General features: G+C 44.0%; 21 protein-coding genes and 1 tRNA gene. 8 read left to right on the top strand and 14 right to left on the bottom strand.

Translation table 11 applies throughout. The features are described from left to right. Positions 1–10: 10 nt before the first annotated feature. The 12 genes from OS173_RS02525 to OS173_RS02470 all read right to left on the bottom strand — a co-directional run bounded on the left by OS173_RS02525 (position 11) and on the right by OS173_RS02470 (position 11,552). Positions 11–1,261 carry an inorganic phosphate transporter gene (locus OS173_RS02525; RefSeq protein ID WP_267182702.1) on the bottom strand — a complete coding sequence of 417 codons (1,251 nt, stop codon included), beginning with the start codon at positions 1,259–1,261 and terminating at the stop codon, positions 11–13. A gap of 12 nt (positions 1,262–1,273) precedes the next feature. Continuing rightward, complete coding sequence (locus OS173_RS02520) at positions 1,274–1,948, bottom strand: TIGR00153 family protein (protein ID WP_267182701.1); 675 nt, start codon at positions 1,946–1,948, stop codon at positions 1,274–1,276. A 199-nt stretch (positions 1,949–2,147) separates the two neighbouring features. Next, the gene (hisD, locus tag OS173_RS02515; protein WP_267182700.1) at positions 2,148–3,359 is read right to left on the bottom strand and encodes a histidinol dehydrogenase; all 1,212 of its coding nucleotides are present in this window, start codon (positions 3,357–3,359) and stop codon (positions 2,148–2,150) included. After that, on the bottom strand, positions 3,349–4,587 hold the full coding sequence (gene hisI, locus OS173_RS02510; protein WP_267182699.1) for a phosphoribosyl-AMP cyclohydrolase: 1,239 nt from the start codon (positions 4,585–4,587) through the stop codon (positions 3,349–3,351). The genes hisD and hisI overlap by 11 nt, the downstream gene beginning before the upstream one ends. Beyond that, on the bottom strand, positions 4,584–5,369 hold the full coding sequence (gene hisF / locus OS173_RS02505) for an imidazole glycerol phosphate synthase subunit HisF (RefSeq protein WP_267182698.1): 786 nt from the start codon (positions 5,367–5,369) through the stop codon (positions 4,584–4,586). Before hisF ends, hisI begins: the two co-directional genes overlap by 4 nt. Continuing rightward, the gene (gene hisH, locus OS173_RS02500) at positions 5,356–5,937 is read right to left on the bottom strand and encodes an imidazole glycerol phosphate synthase subunit HisH (RefSeq protein ID WP_267182697.1); all 582 of its coding nucleotides are present in this window, start codon (positions 5,935–5,937) and stop codon (positions 5,356–5,358) included. Before hisH ends, hisF begins: the two co-directional genes overlap by 14 nt. After that, positions 5,934–6,506, bottom strand: a complete 573-nt coding sequence (locus OS173_RS02495; protein ID WP_267182696.1) for an imidazoleglycerol-phosphate dehydratase — start codon at positions 6,504–6,506, stop codon at positions 5,934–5,936. The genes hisH and OS173_RS02495 overlap by 4 nt, the downstream gene beginning before the upstream one ends. After that, positions 6,503–8,173 carry an aminotransferase class I/II-fold pyridoxal phosphate-dependent enzyme gene (locus tag OS173_RS02490; protein ID WP_267182695.1) on the bottom strand — a complete coding sequence of 557 codons (1,671 nt, stop codon included), beginning with the start codon at positions 8,171–8,173 and terminating at the stop codon, positions 6,503–6,505. Before OS173_RS02490 ends, OS173_RS02495 begins: the two co-directional genes overlap by 4 nt. Continuing rightward, entirely contained in the window at positions 8,173–9,024 is an 852-nt protein-coding gene (hisG, locus tag OS173_RS02485) for an ATP phosphoribosyltransferase (RefSeq protein ID WP_267182694.1), read from the bottom strand. The genes OS173_RS02490 and hisG overlap by 1 nt, the downstream gene beginning before the upstream one ends. Before the next feature lie 360 nt (positions 9,025–9,384). Further along, a complete protein-coding gene (locus OS173_RS02480) occupies positions 9,385–10,380 on the bottom strand; it encodes a helix-turn-helix transcriptional regulator (protein ID WP_267182693.1) in 996 nt (331 codons plus the stop codon). 12 nt (positions 10,381–10,392) lie between these two features. Then, positions 10,393–10,791 carry a VOC family protein gene (locus OS173_RS02475; RefSeq protein WP_267182692.1) on the bottom strand — a complete coding sequence of 133 codons (399 nt, stop codon included), beginning with the start codon at positions 10,789–10,791 and terminating at the stop codon, positions 10,393–10,395. A gap of 5 nt (positions 10,792–10,796) precedes the next feature. Continuing rightward, positions 10,797–11,552 (bottom strand): fructosamine kinase family protein, encoded by a 756-nt coding sequence (locus OS173_RS02470; protein WP_267182691.1) that lies wholly within the window; start codon positions 11,550–11,552, stop codon positions 10,797–10,799. Between the two features lie 116 nt (positions 11,553–11,668). Between OS173_RS02470 and OS173_RS02465 the strand changes: the two genes are divergently transcribed. From OS173_RS02465 to OS173_RS02455, 3 genes are all read left to right on the top strand, one after another. After that, complete coding sequence (locus OS173_RS02465) at positions 11,669–13,105, top strand: aldehyde dehydrogenase family protein (RefSeq protein WP_267182690.1); 1,437 nt, start codon at positions 11,669–11,671, stop codon at positions 13,103–13,105. 53 nt (positions 13,106–13,158) lie between these two features. After that, positions 13,159–13,593 (top strand): hypothetical protein, encoded by a 435-nt coding sequence (locus OS173_RS02460; protein ID WP_267182689.1) that lies wholly within the window; start codon positions 13,159–13,161, stop codon positions 13,591–13,593. A 69-nt stretch (positions 13,594–13,662) separates the two neighbouring features. Continuing rightward, positions 13,663–14,892 (top strand): multidrug effflux MFS transporter, encoded by a 1,230-nt coding sequence (locus tag OS173_RS02455; RefSeq protein ID WP_267182688.1) that lies wholly within the window; start codon positions 13,663–13,665, stop codon positions 14,890–14,892. Positions 14,893–14,924: 32 nt separating this feature from the next. On the opposite strand, the gene OS173_RS02450 is transcribed toward OS173_RS02455, so the two are convergent. Then, the gene (locus OS173_RS02450) at positions 14,925–16,817 is read right to left on the bottom strand and encodes a M1 family metallopeptidase (RefSeq protein WP_267182687.1); all 1,893 of its coding nucleotides are present in this window, start codon (positions 16,815–16,817) and stop codon (positions 14,925–14,927) included. Positions 16,818–17,067: 250 nt separating this feature from the next. On the opposite strand from OS173_RS02450, the gene OS173_RS02445 reads away from it, so the two are divergent. Beyond that, the gene (locus OS173_RS02445) at positions 17,068–17,622 is read left to right on the top strand and encodes a DUF924 family protein (RefSeq protein ID WP_267182686.1); all 555 of its coding nucleotides are present in this window, start codon (positions 17,068–17,070) and stop codon (positions 17,620–17,622) included. Positions 17,623–17,636: 14 nt separating this feature from the next. Here OS173_RS02445 and OS173_RS02440 read toward each other — a convergent pair. After that, positions 17,637–17,713: transfer RNA gene (locus OS173_RS02440), tRNA-Asp, on the bottom strand. Between the two features lie 110 nt (positions 17,714–17,823). Here OS173_RS02440 and OS173_RS02435 point away from each other — a divergent pair. The 4 genes from OS173_RS02435 (at position 17,824) to OS173_RS02420 (ending at position 22,604) form a co-directional block, all read left to right on the top strand. Beyond that, complete coding sequence (locus tag OS173_RS02435) at positions 17,824–18,003, top strand: hypothetical protein (RefSeq protein ID WP_267182685.1); 180 nt, start codon at positions 17,824–17,826, stop codon at positions 18,001–18,003. 29 nt (positions 18,004–18,032) lie between these two features. Beyond that, positions 18,033–18,371, top strand: coding sequence for a hypothetical protein (locus tag OS173_RS02430; protein WP_267182684.1), 339 nt, complete (start codon positions 18,033–18,035; stop codon positions 18,369–18,371). Positions 18,372–18,723: 352 nt separating this feature from the next. Continuing rightward, the gene (locus OS173_RS02425) at positions 18,724–20,196 is read left to right on the top strand and encodes a glyceraldehyde-3-phosphate dehydrogenase (protein ID WP_267182683.1); all 1,473 of its coding nucleotides are present in this window, start codon (positions 18,724–18,726) and stop codon (positions 20,194–20,196) included. A 176-nt stretch (positions 20,197–20,372) separates the two neighbouring features. After that, complete coding sequence (locus OS173_RS02420) at positions 20,373–22,604, top strand: DUF1631 family protein (RefSeq protein ID WP_267182682.1); 2,232 nt, start codon at positions 20,373–20,375, stop codon at positions 22,602–22,604. Position 22,605: the final 1 nt, after the last annotated feature.

Raw genomic sequence — 22,605 nt, 5'->3', positions numbered from 1 at the left:
CAACTACTCTTTAGCCAAAGATAAATTTAAAGATAAAAAAGAAGATAATGGACAAAGCCGCGCCGGCAGGAATCGTAACCACCCAGGAAGCAAAAATATTCCGCACAACTTTCAAGTCAATGGCAGAAATACCGCGAGCCATGCCAACACCAAGCACAGCACCCACTAAAGTCTGGGTGGTGGAAATGGGCATACCGGTACCCGACGCCACGACAATGGTGGTGGATGCCGCCAATTCAGCGGCAAAGCCGCGGGAGGGTGTTAAATGGGTTATTTTCTGGCCAACGGTGCGAATGACACGCACGCCGTAAGTGGCCAGGCCAATAACAATACCCACCGCACCCAGCATTAACACCCAGGTTTCTAAGGCAGATTCCGCAGCAACCATGCCGCTTTGTGCAGTGGAAATCACCGCTGCCAAAGGACCAACGGCATTGGCCACATCGTTGGAGCCGTGGGCAAAAGCAAGTCCGCTGGCGGTGATCACCATCAACACCGCAAAAACACGTTCCACGGTATAGAAATGAAAGCGTTTTTCTTTTGCTTTGTCAGGCTTAATTCTATTAATAAATACAGCACCAATGATAGCCACAAGAATGCCGAACAGAACCGCTAAACCGTAAGCTTCAATATCTGTTAAGTGCAAGCCGATGTGTTTAAGTCCCTTTTTGATGGTCACCAGTGTTAACACAAAGGCGGTGATAAACATATAAAAAGGCACATAGCGTTTGGCACGGGATAGGGGGTCATTCTGCTTTAAAATCAAATGGTGTACGGATTGAAAGATAAAAAAAGCCAGGATTCCTGCAATCAACGGTGTCACCACCCAGCTGAGAACGATGTCCACCACTTTTGACCATTGAATGGCATCCGTACCAATACCGACTGCGGCAAAACCGACCACTGCACCAATCACTGAATGGGTGGTGGACACCGGCCAACCTTTTCTTGAGGCTAACAGCAACCAGATGCCGGCTGCCAATAAAGAGGACAGCATACCAAAAATCAGTAGTTCAGGTTGTCCATTAATGCTGTCTGCCGTAATGATACCTTTACGGATGGTTGAGGTGACGGCACCACCGGCCAACACCGCCCCGGCGAATTCAAAGATGGCGGCAATAATAATCGCCTGTTTAATGGTGATGGCTTTTGATCCCACCGAAGTGGCCATGGCATTGGCAACGTCGTTGGCACCGATACCCCAGGCCATAAATCCGCCAAAAATAGCGGCCAGAACAATATAGGTAACTTGATACTCCATAAATGCCTCTTTTTATTTTGCGAGTAAAATTTCTAAACGACGACCGATGCGTTCAGCATAATCAGCAATACCGCCAACCATATCGATTAAGCGGTACAAAAACATCACTTCAATGGGCGGTAATTCTTGTTCCATTAAAAACAGTTTTTCCTGAATATCTGTTTGTTGATTATCGGTTTCGGTTTCAATCTTGCCTAATTTGGCAATCATTTTCTCGACCGTTTGTACCTCAACACCACGGAATCCGGTGGCATACAATTCATCTAATTCGTAGACACTGTGCTTGGCTTTTTTGGCCGCTTGCATACAGCGACTGACAAATGCATTAAAACTGTCAATCAAGGCATCCGGTATTTGCATTTTTCTTAAGCGCACCATGCCGGCAATCTGTTTGCTGATATTGGCAACCTTATCCTGCACCAACAACAATTCCAATAAATCTTGTCGCGGCACCGGCATAAATAAACTTTTTGGCATGTTGGAGCGTATGTCCATTTTCATGTCATCGGCTAAATTTTCTAAATCCCTGATTTCCTCGGTTATTTTGTTCACTTTAACCCAATCATTCAGATTGGCTGCCGCGAATAAATCAGGCAGCAAAAAAGCCGCTTTGCAGGCCACTTTAATGTGTTCTTGTAGCGGCTCAACCGGTGATCGGCCGAGCATTTGAGAAATAAAATTTGTCATAATAATTTACCAATATATCGGGTATGTTGATTTAATCGCACCCACTTCAGTGTTGAAATAAAAAAGTCTAATATCCCTGTGTGACCTCTGCATAATTCGTGACATTATGAAAGCTGAGTGTGACAGTTTCATGACAAAGGTGACATATTTGTTTATTTAAAAGCCGGTCAAAAGCTTAAATGAGACTTCTGCAGAAGTCTCATTGTCTTAATTCAGCACTGTTTTGATGCTCAATTAAGCCTTCGGCGCGCGCCATCTCTGCCGCTATTTTGGCTAAAGTCATGCGACCTTGGTTATTGATTGATTGCTGAGTTAAGACTTTTAAAAACTGATGGACGCCGAGACCACCTGAATACTTAGCGGCTCCGGCGGTGGGTAAGGTGTGGTTCGGACCGCTGCAGTAATCACCAAATGCCACCGCAGAATTTTCACCTAAAAACAGTGATCCGTAATTGGTGAATAAACCGGGATTGATATCGGATAAACAGACCTGTAAATGCTCGGGGGCATAATCATTAATAAAATCGATGCTGTCGGTTTGGCTGTCACTGTGCAGTAACACAATGTTACCTTGTTGGAACAAGGCGTTGGCTTTATCCCGACCTTGTAAATCCGCTTTAATATTGTTTAATAGTGACATGGATTCGCTGACCACCACACTCACAGCGTTTGGGTCATGTTCGGCTTGTGCCAGGGCATCGGCCACCAGCCAGTCAATGCGTTTAACTTGGTTGGCATAAATGAGTAGTTCACTGGGCCCGGCTAAGGTGTCTATCTTGGTGCGGTGTTGAATCTGCGCTTTGGCTTGATTGACATAGGCATTCCCGGGTCCGACAATCATATTAACCGGAGTCATGTCTTGCCAGCCGAAGGACAAGGCGGCAATTGCCTGCGCGCCGCCAATTTTGATAAAGTCGGTGGCACCGGCCAGCGAAGCGGCCGCCATAATGGCCGGATGATCGCTCGGTGAACATGCAATGCGCACCGGGCAGCCGGCCACTTTGGCCGGGGTTAAGGTCATAAGCGCCGTTGATATAAGCGGAAAACGACCGCCGGGAATATACGCACCGATGCGTTCAATCGGTTGGTAAAGGGTGGTAAATTCACCACAATCATCTTGATAAGAGGCTGTTTTAAGCCCCTGGGCTTGAAACCGGCAGAATTTTTTAATGCGTTGGTGGCTGCTTTTGATGGCGGCTTTTAATTCATCCGATAAATCATAGTCTTCAAAATTTGTCAGTATTATGCGTTCAGGACTGAAACCGTCGATGTCACGGCTGAATTGATCAATGGCGGCGTCGCCCTGATACGTTACCTGTTCTATCAAATTGCGCACAGTTTCGACAATGGCTGCCTGCTGAGTCATCGCAGGTCGTTGGTAATCCTGAATAGAGATGATATCAGCGTTCATGATTTCGACTCCTGAGTTCGTTAATAATATCTCGGTAACTAACACCGCGGGCTTTGGCCATGGCCAGTGCAAAAAAGATCACGTCTGCAGCTTCCCAGCGGACTTCGCTGTGTGATTTCGCCTCAATCAGCTCCTGACATTCCTCTTCTAATTTCTCGATTTGTAATGCGGTGCTGGTCAGTAATTGTTGGGTAAAACTTGGTTGTTGCAAATTTTGATTAAGTCGTTGATTAAATAAATCATCCAGATAATTTAAAGAATACGGCAATTGTTGGCTGGCAAAACAGCTATAGCGGTTAAGGTGACAGGCTTGATTGGTTTGTTTAACTAAAAATAACAGCGTGTCGCCATCGCAGTCTACGTCCACTTGAATTAATTGTTGTACATCGCCGCTGGTATCGCCCTTGCGCCATAATTCCTGTCTCGAACGTGAATAGTAAATGCCCCGTTTTTGTTTTAAAGCTTGTTGTAAAGAGGCTCGATTAGAATAAGCCAGCATCAAAACCTGGCGGCTGTCGATGTCTTGTACCACAGTCGGTATTAAGTCGGCTTTGTCAAAATCCACCATCGCCATCAACGCCTCATCGAGTTGAATGGCGCCGGAATAAATGGCCATACCGATTTGGGCATTGCCACCTTGTTGCGCTATCCAGGTTAAATCGGCCACGGTACTGATGCCGCCGGCCACTGTCACCGGTCGTGGGCTTTGTTGAATAACCGCCGATATGCGTGGTTTATCGATGCCTTGCATCATGCCTTCATTATTGACTTGGGTATAGAGAAATTCGCCACAATTGGGTGCTAATTGGGTGATGGCATCACTGACGGTTTGGTTCTGGGTTTGTTGCCAACCGTGGGTGGTTAAATAATCGCCTTTGGCATCGATGGCAAAAACCAGGGCGTTCCGCGGTAACTCGTTGACCCAGTCTGCGGTGGCTGCTGTGCCTAAAATAATTTTACTGGCACCGGCGGCCAGATAACGCCGTGCGGTGGCCAAATCCCGAATACCGCCGCCCACACGACAAGGCTTTCTTTGCAATAGTTGTTCAATAAGTAATTGATTGTCGCCTTGACCCATGGCGGCGTCGAGATCGATTAAAGCCACCTCGCCATAGAGAGAAAATTCTTCGAGCAGCGCAAACACATCGTCACGCTCAATCACTTTTTTCTGACCCTGTTGTAGTTGTACGGCTTTGCCGTCCATTAGGTCGATAGAGGGTATCATCATAATATTGTTCTCATGTGAATGTTTTTAATAATAAGATATTCTTTAATATCCGCAACGGTGTATTCGTCACGGTGAAAAATACCAGCGGCCAACACCGCATCGGCACCGGCTTTGATGGCGTCATAAAAATCTTCAGGTTTGTTGGCACCGCCAGAGGCAATCACTTGAATCGGATAATCAGGCCCAAAATCAGCCAATAAATCGCAATCAAAACCGCTACCGGTGCCGTCTTTATGCATGGCGGTGAGCAGGATTTCACCGGCACCGCGATCCACCACTTCTTGTAACCAAAGACGATAATCTAAAGCACTGCGCTGACTGCCGCCATGGGTGTAAACGGCCAGATCGCCGTTGGCTTCACGGTTGACATCAATGGCCACCACAATACTCTGACTGCCGTACTGTGTGGCGATTTGATTTATCAGCTCCGGCTGTGCCACCGCCATGGTGTTCAAGGTGACTTTATCGGCACCGGCGTGAAAAAAGCGATGCACATCATCCATGGTCTTTATACCACCGCCTACGGCGAAGGGTATGGATAAATTCATGGCCACATCGCGCACCATCGCCAGTGCCGAAGGCTGCTTATCGACACTGGCTTTGATATCTAAAAACACCAGTTCATCTGCCCCCTGACGCTCATATTTTTTGGCCAATGTCACCGGATCGCCCATATCCACCAGCTGTTTGAAGTTGGTGCCTTTGACCACCCGTCCGGCAGCCACATCCAGACAGGGAATAATGCGAGCGGTTAAATCCGAGTTGTGTTTATTGACAAACATGTTGTAATAACTCCCGACCGAAACGGCCTGATTTTTCCGGGTGAAATTGAAAGCCATAGACGCGACCTTTTTGTACCGCAGCACAAAAGGGCTGACCGTAAGTCACTTTAGCGGTGCTGGCATCGCAATCCGGCACCCCGTAAGAATTGACAAAATAAGCATATTGATCTTTCATGTTCAATTTATAGCTGTCTAATTTGGCCCAGCCGACCATCGGTGTTTTAGGGTGCTTTAAGTGCTGACAACGTCCGCTGAAATAGCCTAAACCCGGGGCCTCAGGGTCTTCATCACTGCCTTCAAATAAAATTTGCATACCCACGCAAATACCCACTAAATGTCCGCCTTGATTGAGCCAGTCGCTTAAAAAACTGCGCCAACCAAGAACATCCATGCGTTCGCTGATAAAAGCAAAACGACCTTGCCCGGGTAACACCAAGATTTCATCACCGCGAAAGTCATAAGCACTTGGCTTTTGAATGCGGCATACCGCTTGCCCATCCCGATTAAGTGCATTCTCTAAACTCAGTAAGTTGCCTGAATTTAAGTCAATGATAACCGCCGGCTTCATAACACACCCTTGGTGCTGCGTTGTTGTTTGGTCGGTGTAAGGGCTTCTTTTAAGGCATAGGCCAATGCTTTAAAACTACTTTCTACCAAGTGATGGTTGTTACCAAAATATTGGTTGTTGATGTGTAAACAAAGACCGCCATTAATGGCCAGGGTATAATAAAAGTGTGACCACATTTCGGTGTTAATACCACCGAGCAGCGGCTGTGAAAAGGGTAAATTAATCACGGCGTAGGGGCGACCGCATAAATCCACCGCACACGTGGTCAAAGTTTCATCCATGGGCAGTAAGCGTTGGCCGTAACGTTGGTTACCTGCAGTCGCTTGCCAGGCTTGTTTTAACGCTTGGCCTAAACAGATGGCGACATCTTCGATACCGTGGTGATCATCCACCTGCCAATCACTGTCCATGTCTAATTGCAGGCACCAGCCGGCATGGGTGGCCAGTTGATCTAACATGTGATCAAAAAATGGCTGGCCGGAGTTGATGTTGCTTTTCTCGTTTGGCCCGTTAATATCTAATTGCAGAGAAATCCGGGTTTCTTTGGTTTCGCGGTTGATGGTAATCATAATAAAGACTCCATTTGATTGACGTTGTTCAGAACCAGATCAGCACCGGCCTGAGTTAAAAGAGATTCATCAGGACCAATGCCGATACAAATAAATCCGGCGGCACGGCCGGCCTGCATGTCATCGACGGTATCACCGATAAACCAACAACCGGCATTGTCATCGACAAGTCGGGTATTTTTGATCTGTAACAAACCTTCGGGGTCGGGTTTTTGTCGACTCACATCATCGGCGTTGATCACCTCATGAGGCTGCCAGTTGATTTTTGCTAAACCCAATTGGGCTTCGGCGCGGGGTCGACCGGTGACTACGGCGGTGTTGAGGCCATTGTCTTGTTTTAATTGCTGCAATAAGCCCATCGAAATCAGGGTTCGTTCTTGTTCGATTAATCCGACTTGGTTTTCCTGACCTAAATAGTGGTTTTGAAAGACGGTAATAACACGGTCTAACTCGCCTGAATAGCCACGATTTTTTAATAGCGCCAAGGATAAATCCCAGTCGTTGTTATAGCCGCCTGCGTCTCTTAGGTTTTGAATATCTTGCTTATTAACAGTTGCACCGGACAAATCTCGCACGGTATTGATAATGCATTGGTCATAACTGTCACCGGTATCAATCAACACACCATCCATGTCAAAGGCAATGAGTTTTGGTGAGAAGACTTTGTCGAGTACTTTGCTGAGCGTGTCGAGATTGAATGGCACCGTTATACGCACGGCACTGGGTAGCCCGTTCAACGCAGTTTTAATTAAAATTCCATGCCGTTGTAATACATTAAATAGCAATGTCTTCATGGCATCGCTGGCATTAAACAGCACAAAATTACCCTGGCTTGGAAATACCTCAACGCCATAATCATTGAGTTGTTGAGTCAGGCGCTGACGATTGCTGGCTATTTGTCGGGTATAGGGTAAAACCTGATCCCGGTTTTGCCAGGCCTGGGTGGCCAGTTGTAAGCCAACAGATGACACATTAAAAGGGGGTGCTAAACGGCGAAATTGATTGATCAGTTCGGGGTTGCCTAATAAATAGCCCACCCGAACACCCGCTAAACCAAAGGCTTTGGAAAACGTGCGTAATACCACCACATTATTCATGGCGATATAGTCTTCGGCAGATATTAATTCTTGGCTTTTTTCAGGCTCTGAAAATTCAATATAGGCTTCATCAATAAACACCTTGGCATGGGTTTTTTCTGCGGCTTTGATAAGGGTCATTAAATCAGATTTATAAATAATTTCACCGGTGGGATTATTGGGTCGGGTGATGACCAGCCATTGATTGGCTTGAATATTTTGAATCAATAAGCCCTGATTGATGGCCAGTGGTTTAGAAGCATCGACCGAAATAAAACGGCAATCATTCTGCCAAATCTCGGCGTTGTGACTGTATTGACTAAAACAAGGCTCGGGTATAAGCAGTTGTTTGTTGTTAATGGTGCTGTATTTAAACAATAAATCAATGCCTTCATCACCGCCATTGGTGAGCAACACGGCGTCGTTTGGTAAGGTTAAATCTTGTGCCAATTGTTGTTCAAGTCGTTGCCGATTGGGGTATTGCCATAAATTATCGGTGTTGACCTTGGCTTGCGCTATCCAGTCAGGCTGGTGATCACTGCGTTCATTAAAGTCCAGCTTATAACGGGGTTGTTGTGGTAATTCTTGCATCACACGGCCTTACGAATCGGTAGTTCAAGGATGTCCACGGCACCGGCGGCAATCAGTTGCGGGATTAAGGCCGCTGCTGCTTTGGTGGGCACGGCTGCGCGAATCGAATAAGCATCACTGTTATAAAGTTCGCTGACGGTGGGTGAACGCATCGCCGGTAACAGCTTAACAATATCGGCCACCACAGATTTGGGACAGTTCATTTCCAGCAGTACCCGCTCACGGGCATTCAGAACCCCGTTCATGAGCAATAGAATATCATCAATAATGGGTTTTTTATCGGCGTCTTTTAAGGTGTTTTTATTGGCAATGAATTGAGTTGAACTGCGGTAAACGGTGTCGATAATTTTTAGCCGATTGGCTTTTATGGTGGTGCCGGTACTGGTGTTATCAATCACCATATCGGCATCCTCAGGCGGAAACACTTCGGTGGCGCCATAAGAGCGAATCAGTTGATAATCAAAGCCTTGTTTATCCAAATACTGTTTGGCTAAATTCATGTATTCCGTGGCCACAATAATAGGACGTTTTTTTAAGTTGGCGATGTCCCAGTCTTCGGGAATACAAGCCACAATTTGCACCGGATTAAAACCTAAATTATTAATCACCTCGACATCGGCATTTTGTTCGGCGACCCAATCCAGGCCGGCAAAACCAATGTCGTGCTGACCAATTTCCACCAATGATGGAATATTTTGGCCTTTTAATAATTTAACCTCTAAGCGTTGATCGGAACAGCCGGGTCGGTAATTACGGACATCACCATAAAGCTGAATGCCGATGTCGGCCAATAGTTCACTGATGGCCGGTTGTAGTTTGCCTTTTGGGATGGCGATTTTTAATGTTGTCATAGGTTCTCCTTAGTAATCATTGTTATGTCGCCATTGTTCCGGAAATAAAAAACCCCGAGGCCAATGGCGACGGGGTTTTGATTTTTAATTTATACGCGCTCTCAAAACCATCGTCGCTGATGTAAACGATGATGGTGATGATGTAAGTTTTGGTTGTTTAAAAAATTCATGTTGTTGTTTATGGTTAAATTAAAAGCAAAAAAAAGCCCCGTTTCAGTGAACGGGGCTTTTTTTAGTTTTTTCTTTATGGCACTAACCAACCCCGTTTGTTAAAACGTGGTGGTGATGGTTGTGCTGAATTAAATAGTTCATGCCATGCATAGTAAAGTTAAATAAAAAGTCTGTCAAATAAAATATTTTTTATTTATACCTTTCAGCTGCTTTCGATAAGATGTTGGCTATTTTTTGGCGGTAGTCGTGTGGTGACAGAACCTCGACATGTTCTGACTTCGACAAAATCCACCATTTTAATGACCAACTGTCACGAATCCGGATGTCTAACAAGCCACCATCTTCCCGGGGGGTTAATTGTTGATTTTTGGCCAGTGGCGTTTCTTGTAATATTTTATACATCACGGCATCGAGCTTCAGCTGTAAATCCATGGGCTCAGCAACACCAAATTGCATAAGATCACTGTCCAGACATTCTTTGAGTTTAAAGTTCTTACGTTTGGCTTGTTTATGCGTTAACACCCGAACCATTTTAAAACGATGGGCGGCATAAGGCATGACGTCATCGGTTTTTGCGTCGTGGGTTCGGGCAATGAGATAGGTTCTGACTCCGCGCAACACCAAAGCCAGCGGATGCAGTATCAAATCTTTTGCTTGTGGTTCTTGTAATGATTGATACTTCACCTGGATTTGGTGGTTATTAATCAGGGCATTTTTTAAGTTTTCAAAAATCTCGGCATCTAGTGTTGGGCCGATATAGCCCAAAGTTTCTTCACTGATGCCCACCTTGTTTTGCCAGTTGCCGGATTGTTGCTTAAGTTGGTTTCGTGCTTTGTCTATACGGCCTTTGAATACACTCATCATACTTTCGGGGACTAATGTTTGTAGGCGATTGCCCAGCAAATGAAGAGTCAACGCATCGGAGATATCAAGTGCCGGTATATCACCGCCCATGCCGGCCTGCCAGTGCCAGCCATAGGGTTTGCCTTTGTTATTACATTCAATGGCCATGACTTGTTTTAATTTGACCAAATCACGTTGGGTGGTGCGGATGTCTGTGGCATAACCGAGTGTGGTTAAATAATCAGTGATTTCTCGGGTGGTGATGCCCGGACCTTTGGATGGTAAGGCCCTCAAAAGATGCCAGTGGCGTAAAAGGGTGTCTTTATTATTCTTTTTAGGCATAAAGGATGGAAATTATTTGGGGTTATAACGAAATTGCCATGACACACCATAACTGTCATTAAACCAGGCATATTGTTCGGCAAAATCATGATGATTTAAAGGCATCATAATCTCACCGTCTTGGGAGAGCTGGTGGTAAGCTTTTTTGAGTTTATTGGGATTATCAAAGTCCACCATAAAAGATATGGCCGGCGTAAAGCCAAAGGCATGTTCAACAGGTGAATCAATGATAATTAAATCCTGGCCATTGATGCTTAGCTCTGCATATTTAACACATCCGGCCATGGCTTTGGGCTTGTTGCCGAAATAATCAATTTGTTTAACACGGCAATCGGCAAAGCAGTCTTGGTAGCGTTTAATGGCTTCTTTGGCGCGGCCTTTAAACATTAAAAAGGGTGTGGTTTTTTGCATATTAATTAGGTCAAAGCGTTGCTTAACTGGTTTAAATGATTGCGACAAGCAGCCAAATATCCATGTCCAAATAAGTTATAATGATTTAAGTAATGATAGAGATTGTAACAGATTTTCTTTATCGGGTACTGCGCTGAACGCGGGAGTTGGGCGTGATAGGCGCCATAGAAGGCTTTTGGAAAACCGCCAAATAACTCCGTCATGGCGATATCGGCTTCCGCATCACCCCAATAAACAGCCGGGTCAATTAACCAAATTTTGTCCTCACTGAATAAAACATTGCCCGACCATAAATCTCCATGAAGCAGTGATGGCAATGAGTAAAGTTCATTCAGCCAGTTGATTAAGGGCGTTTGTAAGTTGGACAGGGTATCTTGCAATTCAGCGCGGATATGCGGGTCTTTGATTAGCTGACATTGAAACAACAAGCGTTGCTGATAAAAAAACCTGCCCCAGTCTTCGAACAAACCATTTTTTTGTGGGTTGAGGCCAATATAATTATCATCCGTATAGCCAAAAGTCTGTTGACGGGCTTTGTGCATGACTGCCAACTGATCTCCCAATAATTGCCATTGCGCCTGTGTGGCTTTGCGGCTGACAATGCGTTCTAAAGACAACTGTTGGTCGTCAACGGATATCACTTTGGGGATGTGAATTGCTAATTTTAATTGTTGGATTAAATCCGACAAGGCCTTTAAACCGGCCGCTTCCATGTGCATGGCTTTGGGGTTACCGGTTGGATTATTTTTAATAAACGACATGGTTGGGATTGTAAGTCAGAAGCTGTTAGGGTTAAGTTAACTGCTCACCTGTAACTTGAATCAAACCAAGGTTGTAACCATATAAAACAGTGAAATTAAATGAACAGGTTTTAAGTATGCGCGATTACAGACAATTTTATATCAATGGACAATGGCAGTCGGCCGAGCAGCGAGACGTTATTGATGTCATTAACCCGGCCACTGAGGTCGTGGCAGGCCAAGTGGCGGCGGGTCAATCCGAAGATGTTGATGCTGCGGTCAAAGCCGCTCGCAAGGCCTTCAAAAGTTTTTCACAAACCGATAAACAAACGCGTATGGATTTATTATCACGTATTTGTGAAGTCTATAAAGAGCGTAGTACTGATATCGCGGCTGCCATCACCGAAGAAATGGGTGCCCCCAAATGGTTGGCCGCTGACCACCAATCTAAAAGTGGTTATGGTCATTTTAAATCAGCGTTGAATATTTTGCGTGATTTTGAATTTGTACAAAAAACCGATGGCAGCGAAACCCGATTTGAGCCGATTGGCGTGTGTGGTTTAATTACGCCATGGAATTGGCCGATGAATCAAATTGGCTGTAAATTAGCGCCGGCATTGGCCACCGGTAATACTGTGGTTTGGAAACCATCAGAAGTGGCGCCCTTTTCCGCTCAAATTCTTATGGAAGTGCTTGAAGAAGCCGGTGTGCCTGCCGGTGTGGTCAATATGGTTCATGGTGACGGACCCACTGTCGGATCAGCGATTTCAAAACACCCCGACATTGATATGGTGTCATTTACCGGATCGACTCAAGCGGGCATTGAAGTGGCTAAAGATGCCGCTGCCACCATTAAACGCGTCACCCAGGAATTGGGTGGTAAATCCGCCAATATTATTTTAGACGATTTATCTGCAGAGCAGTTTTCAAAAGCGGTTGCCGGCGGCGCCAAAGCGTTATGTGTTAATTCCGGTCAAAATTGTAATGCCCCATCACGCCTGTTTGTGCCATTATCAAGGCAGCAGGAAGCCGAGGATATTGTTAAGAAAACCCTGGAAAAAATTCATGTGGGTGATCCCGGCAGTGAAACCACTTTTACAGGTCCGGTGGTATCGAAAACCCAATGGCAACGGATTCAAAATCACCTTGAAAACGGCGTTGCAGAAGGTGCTCGAATAGTTACCGGTGGGCCCGGATATCCGGCCGGCCTGAATAAAGGCTTTTATGTTAAACCAACGGCTTTTTCTGATGTCGAAAATGACATGTCGATTGCCAAACAAGAAATATTTGGTCCGGTGTTATCGATATTGACTTATGAGGATGATCAACAGGCCATTGCTATGGCCAATGATAATCCCTATGGTTTATCGGGTTATGTGTCCGGTAACGATGAAGGCCGAGTTAATAACATCGTTAAGGGTTTACGCGCCGGTGTTATTCATGTCAATGGTGCCACCATGCAGGGGACTGAACCATTTGGTGGTTATAAACAATCCGGTAATGGTCGCGAACGTGGGGTGGCGGGATTTTATGAATATTTGGAAACCAAGGCAGTACTCAAAAAAGACTGTTGAATTTGCTTACCTGAGTGTAGGTGACAACAAAATAATTGATTAATGGATAATGTGTGAAAAAAATTGAAATTAAAAATCGGGTGTTAACATTTGTACCCAATGGGCCCAACCCTTTGGGTTGGTTGCTGTTTATTGCCTTGTTGTTGCTTCTGATACCCATTATATTGTTAATCGTGGTGTTGGTGCCGGTGGTGTTGTTGGTCAACTTCATCCGTATGCGGTTTTTCCCCAATAAGAAACCGCGTTTGTTTGCCACGCCTTTTGGCTTTACGGTTTACTCTCAGGCACAACGCACTCTGGTTAACTACACCTGGCATGAAATTGCCAAAGCTGAAGTCTGGCAAGAAAAGGGTGATACGTTTCCGGTGCTTATATTAAGCAACGGCACTCAGGTTAAATTAGCGGGTATTGACATTGAACATGTTAAGTCGCTGTGTGCCCAACACAACATACCTTTTTATGATGACGTGATTTTGTCCGGCGATTAAACGCGCAATTTAAACACACTCATTAAGCCGTTACCTTCGGGTACGGCTTTTGCTTTTTGAATAATAATAATGAAACTCAAAAAAAACCAACAACAAATTTATTACTTTGAACTGATTGTGTTGTTAGCCATGCTCAGTTCCTTGGGTGCTTTGACCATTGATTTACAGCTGCCGGCGATGCCTGAGATATTGAACTCCTTTGGTTTACAAGAAGCCAATTTACAACAATGGATTGTCAGTGCCTATATGTTGGGGTTTGCTTCAGTACAGATTTTGTATGGTCCGATTTCGGACTCGGTGGGCAGAAAGCCGGTGGTGTTATTTGGGTTGGTGATTTATATCGCCGCTTCCTTCTGGCTGATGGTGGCGGATGATTATTGGGTGTTTTTATTGGCACGGGCTCTACAAGGTGTGGGTGCCGCTGCTGCGCGAATTATGATTAACGCCATTACCCGAGATTTTTTTAAAGGCGATGAAATGGCCAAGGTCACTTCTTTGGTGATGCTGATTTTTATTTTGGTGCCGGTGTTTGCTCCGACCGTAGGTAGTTTATTGCTGTGGCTGGGACATTGGCATTTAATTCTATACGTTTTTTTGGGGTTTGGTCTGGCGGTATTTTTATGGACCTGGTTGCGGCTGCCCGAGTCTTTGGCACCACATCATAAAAAACCGTTGCGATTATCTCGGTTAAAAGCGTCATTCATTCAGGTGGTGACCGAGCCATTGGCCATTGTTTTTGCGGTGGTGAGTGGCGTTATTTTTAGTGGTTTTATGGCTTACTTAAACAGTGCTGAGCAGATATTTGCTGATTTGTACGGTGTGCCAGAAAAATTCCCCTATATTTTTGGGTTGCTGGCTCTGTTTTTTGGTTTAGCGGCGTTTATTAATTCACGGGTTGTCATGCGGTTTGGTGCCATGCGGGTAACTTTATATGCCTTGATTGCTTTGGTTGTAATTAATGTTATTCATATTGGGCTAATGTTTGCATACAGTGGTTTAGCGCCTTTGTGGGTGTTTGTTGCAGCTGTTGCGCTGATTAATATGTGCGTTGGTTTGGTGTTTGGAAATGTTATGGCCATTGCTATGATGCCTTTAGGTGATGTGGCCGGCATGGGGGCTTCGGTGATTGGTAGTATTTCTACCTTTTTAGCAGCCGTTATCGGTATCGCTATTTCGCAACAGTTAGACGGCAATTTATGGCCCATTGCGCTCGGGTTTTTTGGTACCGCAATAATATCGCTGGGCCTGGTGTTTCGTTATAAAAATGCCGTACCCAATAAAAGAAACCTGGTTACATAAACCACATTGGATACGGCACAGATGTTTAAAGATTAAAGGTTATCGGATTGGTGGTTAACAATCGGATCCACTGCTGATTGTGCCAACGGGTGATAACCCGGTCGGGCTTTTTGATATATCCGCTGAGCTAAATGCTGTAATTCATCGGTTTCCATCATGGCCTTGTACAGTGGCACAATGAGTTTCATGCGACCAATGGTGGTCAGATATTTTATCAGGCGACTGTAAGCAGGTTCGTAGTGATAGCGAATACTGAGCAACAGCCAGTCATGGGCAATTTCACTGTTTTGGCTGTTGCTTAAATCAAAGGTTTTATCCAGCTGTTGCATGGTTTGTTTATCAAGCGGTGTTGGTAAGGCGCGCAGAAAATGCAGCCACTCTTGGGTGGTCCATTTGTCGGTTTCAATGTCTGCTAGGTTGCGTGTGCCATTATGCCATGCCGCAATGTTGTCATTAATGACTTCGAACTTATCGGTAACCGGTACATATAAAACATCCGGTAAACCAGGGCCATAAATCCACGTGTTAACAATATCCAGTGGCAATTTATCTGCATGTTGTGCCATCAAGTTTTCTTGTAAATAGGCGATAAATTGCTTAGATGTGACGCTTTTAAATGCAAAGTGATCAAAATATTGATTTAAAAAAGCATCAAAATCAGCACGACCCACTTGTTTTTCCATCCATTCTAAAAAGAAACGGCCTTTGTCATAGGCGACACCACTGAAGACATCCTCGCTGTCTAGGTTCACCTCACAGGTGGATAAACGTTGTTCCGCTTCAGGTAAATCCGCCATTTCTTTTTGTAAGCCTTGTAAGTTTAAAGCGGCTTCCATAATCATACGTTGCTGACCGTGAACCGCTTCTACCAGCCGTGCTTCAATATAGGACGTAAAGCCTTCGTTAAGCCATAAATCACACCAGCGGGCATTGGTGACTAAGTTTCCTGACCAGGAATGTGCCAGTTCATGAGCAATCAATGAATCCAATGAACGGTCTCCGGCAATCACAGTCGGTGTGATAAAAGACAGACGCGGATTCTCCATGCCGCCAAAGGGAAAACTTGGTGGCAGCACCAATAAATCATAATCACCCCAGCGGTACTCACCGTAAAGTTTTTCTGCAGCGGTGATCATGTCTTCAGTTTTGGCGAATTCATAAGCCGCGGGCTCTAAAAAAGGCTGCTCGGCATAAATGGCCACATGTTCGCTGATTTTCTTATACTGCAAATCACCCACAGCAATGGCCATTAAATAAGAGGGTATGGCTTGCGGCATATCAAATTGATAAATGCCATCAGGATTTATTTCAGGGTTGTTTTTAGCACTCATAACCGCCCGCAAAGCGCTTGGCACTTCAATCTGTGCTTGATAGGTAAAACGTACCGCCGGTGTGTCTTGTAACGGAATCCAACTTCGCGCATGAATGGCCTGGGACTGAGAAAATAAAAACGGGTGCTTGGCGGTGGCGGTTTGTGTTGGGTTTAACCATTGTAAGCCACTGGCTTTTGGATGGGTTTGGTAATCAATACGAATGGCCGCTTCACCTTCAGGTAATTTAATTCGTAATGCACTGCCCAAAGTGGCTTCAGCTTGTCCCAGTTGCCACGATAATTGTTGTTTGCTGTCATTGGCCAATGACACGCGACGAATTTTTAAATCTCGGGTGTCCAAAACCATGTACTTCACGTCCGGATTTAATTTTTTATAGTTAATAACCACGTGGCCTTTCAGGGCCTTATCCGCAAAATCAGTTTTCAATTCTAATTTTAAATGAGTGATGACGACATCCTCAAAATTAGCCAGTGAGTGGGGATCCGGTCGTTGTAATTCACTCTCTGAAAGCGATTCAGATGCTTTTTTGTCAGTGGGTAAAGATTGACAGGCTGTTAACAAGATAAGTAAGGGGATTAAAAATAGTCTCATGGTCACAATCGGCATAAAACGGAACATGATACTCAAAAAACAGCGACACATAAACTATAATAATTAACAGACCTCTTCAAAGACTGAGAATAAATTTAGCAAAACTGAATTTCCAAGTTGTTTCTAGGAAAAACTTTAATAAGAGAGTCATCCTATTGAACTTAAGATGTGATGATGGGAATTTAAAGTATACAAGCTTATTGTGCTCAGTTTTATGAAGGAATCATTTAACAACTTGACAGAGGTGGATATGGATAAAACAAATCAACAAGAGGCGCAACAGGTTTTAAACTTTTGGTATGGGGTTGAACCGGCGATGTGGTTTAAAAAAGACAAGGCTTTTGATGATGCCATCAGAACACAGTTTTTTTCAATCTGGCAACAGGCTGCCGCCGGCGAACTAAGTGCATGGCGCAGCTCAATTGAGGGTCGATTAGCTGAAATTATTGTTTTGGATCAATTTTCCAGAAATTTGTTAAGAAACCAAGGCGAGGCATTTGCTCAAGATGGCATGGCACTTATCCTGTCGCAAGAAGCGTTGCGCCATTGCGATTATCTGAAATTACCTCAAAATCAAGCCAAGTTTTTGATTATGCCGTTTATGCACAGCGAATCCAAAGCCATACAAGACCAATCTGTGAAATTATTTGAAGCGCTGGGTGATGCCAGTAGTTTAGATTATGCCAAACAGCATCGCGACATCATTATTCGATTCGGACGTTATCCGCACCGTAATCAGGTTTTGGGAAGGGTATCAACTGAAGAAGAAAAAGCGTTTTTAAAACAACCGGGATCGTCGTTTTAAGGCATCTTAAGAACTGGCGGAGTGGACGGGACTCGAACCCGCGACCACCGGCGTGACAGGCCGGTATTCTAACCAACTGAACTACCACTCCTCAGTCAGCCGCGCATTCTACTGGGTTTTAATCTGGGAAGCAAATGTTTTTATAATAGGAAGATGAAAATGTCATTTTTTAACCACAATAGTGAATGTTTATCTTGTTTTATGTACAAGACTAAAAAAGACAACTTAGACCAGTGGAGCAGTGACAGAAAAAGACGTTTTTTACTGAAAAATGAAATTAAAGTAGCGCTTTCTGTAGACACAGCTGTTTGGGATGACTTTGAAAAAAACACAGTGAATTTCAAACATACGATATTGGTTGTCATCCCGATTTCCGATTAGGTGATAGTCATTCGACTATAGCTGTTTCTATGCCTGTGACAGATTATCGTCGTTTCTTTAACCATTTGGATAATTCTGAAATCTATTGGCCAAATTGGAATCAATGTCTGAATACGGATTCTATTCAGCTTAATTTTCTTGGTTATGATATTGCAGATTTTATGCTGATTAGTGGTGTGAGTAATTGTGGCTATGGGGGTAACGATAGAAAGTTGTTTGAGCAATATATTCCCTTTATTAATGAATATGGTCTTGTCAGTGATTTAGATGCAGCCGATTCAATCAGAAAATTGAGTAATCAAAGAGTAACTGAACATGCGCCATTTTATATTTTTGGAATTTATGAGCTCAAAGAAAGGGTAGACTAAACCATTTTGAAAATAATTATCTATGTCAGTGGTGGGACCTTCAAGATCCCCTTTTAAACAATCAAACAACAATATCAATCAAGATGTCATAACTATCCTGAATTAAAGTAAAATGAGGGATAGTTTTAAAAAAATCACTTTGCCTTTGAGATATTATATTGTTTGAATACCTCTCCTCCGCCTACCTCAAAAGTGGTGGTTAAGAGGTATGTTTTATCATTTTAGATAAAACTGATCTATTGGTAGGCTCATAAAATACCTCTTTGGTGGCTGAGATAGGGATTTGGTGGTAAAATGCGCAGCCATTAAAATCGTTCTTATCTATTAACCCTTCAAATAGAGATAAATCGCTATGAGTGAAGACAACAGACCGTTACCCACCGAATTTTTTGCTGACTGGAAAGAAAGAGAAGCTCTGGCAGAGGGCATGATTCCGCTGATTGGCCGCTTGTACCGGCGCCGTAATGTATCTTTGTATATGTACGGTAAAAGCATGATTAATCAGTCAGTGACTGATCTTATGAAAGCCCATCGTTTTGTTCGCCAGGTAGAAGGCAACGAGCTCAGTGAATACGAAACGTATCCGTTTATTAAAGCCATTGCTCAATTACCCTTAGGGCCTGCGCACATTGATGTTGGCAAGATGGTGTATCGTTATTTTAAAACCAACAGTTACGATGACATTGAGCAATCGGATGTCGATGCCTATGTCAAGAAAGAGCTGGCACATTTGATTGGTTCTGATAAAAAACCTTTGGAAAAACCCCAGGATGTGGTGTTGTATGGTTTTGGCCGGATTGGTCGATTGGTGGCGCGTTTACTGATTGATAAAACCGGTGGTGGTAATGTTCTGGTGCTTCGCGCCATCGTGGTACGTAATACCGGTCAAAAAAATGACTTGGAAAAACGTGCTGCATTATTGCGAAAGGATTCGGTTCACGGTAAATTCCACGGCACCATTCGGGTTTTGCATGATCAGAACAAGCTGGTCATTAATGGTAACGAGGTACAGATTATCTATGCCAATTCACCGGCGGATATCGATTACACTGAATATGGTATCAATGATGCCATCATTGTTGATAATACCGGTGTTTGGAAAGATGAAGAAGGCTTACGCGGACATTTGCGTCCGGGTGCGGCCAAGGTGTTATTAACGGCACCTGCTCAAGGCGATATCCCGAACATTGTCTATGGCATTAACCATGATCAGATCACCCCGGATAAGGAAATTATTTGCGCCGCTTCGTGTACCACCAACGCCATTGTACCGGTACTGAAATGCTTGAATGATAAATATGGCATCCAACATGGCCACATTGAAACCGTGCATGCCTATACCAACGATCAGAATTTAATTGATAACTATCACAAAAAAGACCGCCGTGGTCGTAGCGCAGCCTTGAATATGGTGCTGACCTCAACCGGTGCCGCTAAAGCGGTGTCACGGGTGTTGCCGGAACTAACGGGTAAACTCACCGGTAATGCCATTCGGGTACCGACGCCAAACGTGTCGATGGCGATGTTAAATGTGCAACTTAACGAAGATGTCACCTTAGAAGAGTTGAATGAGTTTTTACGTTATAAATCATTGCACTCCAAGTTACAGCAACAAATCGGATACACCATTTCTACGGAAGCGGTATCCACCGATTTTGTGGGTTCACGACAGGCTTGTGTGATTGATTCGGTGGCCACCATTGTCGAAGGTAATAATGTGATATTGTATTGTTGGTATGACAATGAATTTGGTTACAGCTGCCAGGTGGTACGCTGCTTAGAGAAATTCTCAGGCGTTAAATGGCCCACCTATCCCAGTAAATAAGCCAGTGGCTTAAGGCCCTATAAACCGCTGTTTTGTAATCAAAACAGCGGTTTTTTTATGGTATTCTATTTTTTAGGCATACATAAAAAAACTTGCATTCACAGGCGCCTTTTAGTATTTTGTTTTGTTATTGACTAATAAATTGTCTATGTGTGTGTGATGGTGGAAATCGGGATATGATGAATCGAGATCAATTACTTCAGGAACTAATCGTCATTTTTGATAAAGGCTTGCAAAATGGCTTAGCAGAAGCTGTTAAGCTGACTTTGGGTAAGCTGTTCCATCTGGCGCAGAATGCGGATAGCAATCAAAAAGAACAAGTATTCTTCAATCAATACCGTGAGTTAAAAGAACAAGAAAAACGCCTGCGGCAAGAGGTGCGTGAACAAACTAAACGTATGCCGGACTTTATTTCCAGTGAGGTTAACAAGTCTGACAAGAAAATGTCTTTGGCTTTGGTTGAAGATGAGGAGTTGTCCATTAGTTTGTCTTTGACGCAGTTGGACTCAACCCTTGAAATCGCCGGACACACTGAACTTTATCTGTTAGAAAAGCGCATGAATGTGCTGTTCGGTGATGAGCGCATTGATAAAACCAATATGCCCTTTTCACCGGCCGCCATTGTTTGGTTAATGAGCCATGCGCTGAAATCAATGAATTGGAGCGAGTCGGTAAAAACCAAGTTGATTGAAGCATTACAAAAATCGCTACACCGTTCCATCAGTGAACTTTATCATCAGTTAAATGAACGCTTGATTGCCAGTGGGATTTTACCTAACTTACAACCAGAATATAAAGCCCCTCAGTCACGTCAGTCTGAAATAGAAAAAAAACCGGAAAAAGCCACACAAAGCGAACAGGATAAACCGGACGATGAGCCTGTTGAAACGCCAACAACACCCAAGCAAGATCAAACTAATAAAGGTATGGCGTCTTCAGGTGATGAGCAACAACTGATTAACTCCATTTTTAAATTATTATCTAAACAACAATCACAAGGTCAAAGCTACCAATCTAATTATGAGACCGATGTGCCGCGTTCAAACAGATTGAGCCAGGCGTCACCGCCAAACGATGGGCAAGTAGGTGGTCGTCAGCATGAGGTTTCAGGCAATGATTTTGATCAGGCTTTGTCACAAATAGAACAAGATGCAGGTATTCTGGCTAACTCCAGAAACTTGTCTGATCTGAAATCCTTATTAACCGATCGAGTGCGCAATAACACCGGGAATTATTATCCCGAGCTTTCTGAGCGACAGCACAAAACCATCGATTTGATGGGTATGATATATGATGAAATCCATGAAGATAATCGCATTGATAAGGATATTCGCTCATCTTTAAATGCCATTAATGTGCCGCTCATTAAAACTGCGGTTAAAGATGATACTTTCTTTTCAGACCAAGACCATCCGGCGCGTCAGTTTATGGAGTTATTATTGCAAACCTCACAGCGCTGGTACGGTACCGATGTCATCAAACAGGTACACCAGTTCAGTGACCATGCGGCGAAAGATTTTGATGGTAGTCGTGAGGGATTTGTAAAAGCCCTGAATTCATTGTCAGAATTTTTATCGGTGACAGAAAATCGTGCCATAAAAGCAGAGCAAAAATGGGTCAGTGCCGCTCAAGGCAAAGAAAAAATGCAATTGACCAAGGAAAAGGTCAATCAAGAGCTGGATGCCATATTAAAAGATTGTGAAGTTAAATTTGTGCGTGATGTGGTGAAACAAGTCAGCATGGATGCCTTAACCTTGACCATGCTAAGAGAAGGTCAAGATTCTGAGCAATGGCAGGCCAACATCAATACAGCCAAAGTATTGTCGCAGATTGGTAACCGTAAAAAGTTTAAACAGTTAACAGGTCCGCAAAAATTGGCGGCCATGCGGCACTTGGATGAAACCATGGATGAGTTGGGGTTTTCCAAACGTGATCGCATGACCACCAAGGATAATTTACACGCGTGTTTTATGTGGCAGGAGGCCAATCAGGATCAAGAACAGACAGAGCCACCCAAACTCAAAAAAGTTCAATCTGTAGATAAAGCATCGAAAGAACATAAACAAGAATCTGATTCTGATAAGAAAATCGAAGAAATAAGGTCGCTTAATGACCGTGAAAAACAATTGGTTGATCACATTATTCACGTGCCTTATGGCACCTTGTTTGACTTTAAAGCCAATCAAAGCGGTGACATCGTTCGCCGTAAATTATCGTGGGTTAGTACTTTAAGTGAGCGCGTGCTATTGGTTGACTTGGCCGGCCGTCACCCACATAAAATGGGACTGGCACGTATGGCCATTGATATGAGCCGTAATAATATTATACAAGTTGAGTTAGACTCAGGTGGTTACATTAAAAAAGCCTTGGGTCGTATTATGAACCGGCTAAAAAAGATGGCCGCTTAAT

The organism is Marinicella gelatinilytica (assembly GCF_026410405.1).
GTDB classification, from domain to species: domain Bacteria; phylum Pseudomonadota; class Gammaproteobacteria; order Xanthomonadales; family Marinicellaceae; genus Marinicella; species Marinicella gelatinilytica.
This window is presented reverse-complemented; position numbering and strand designations above follow the sequence as displayed.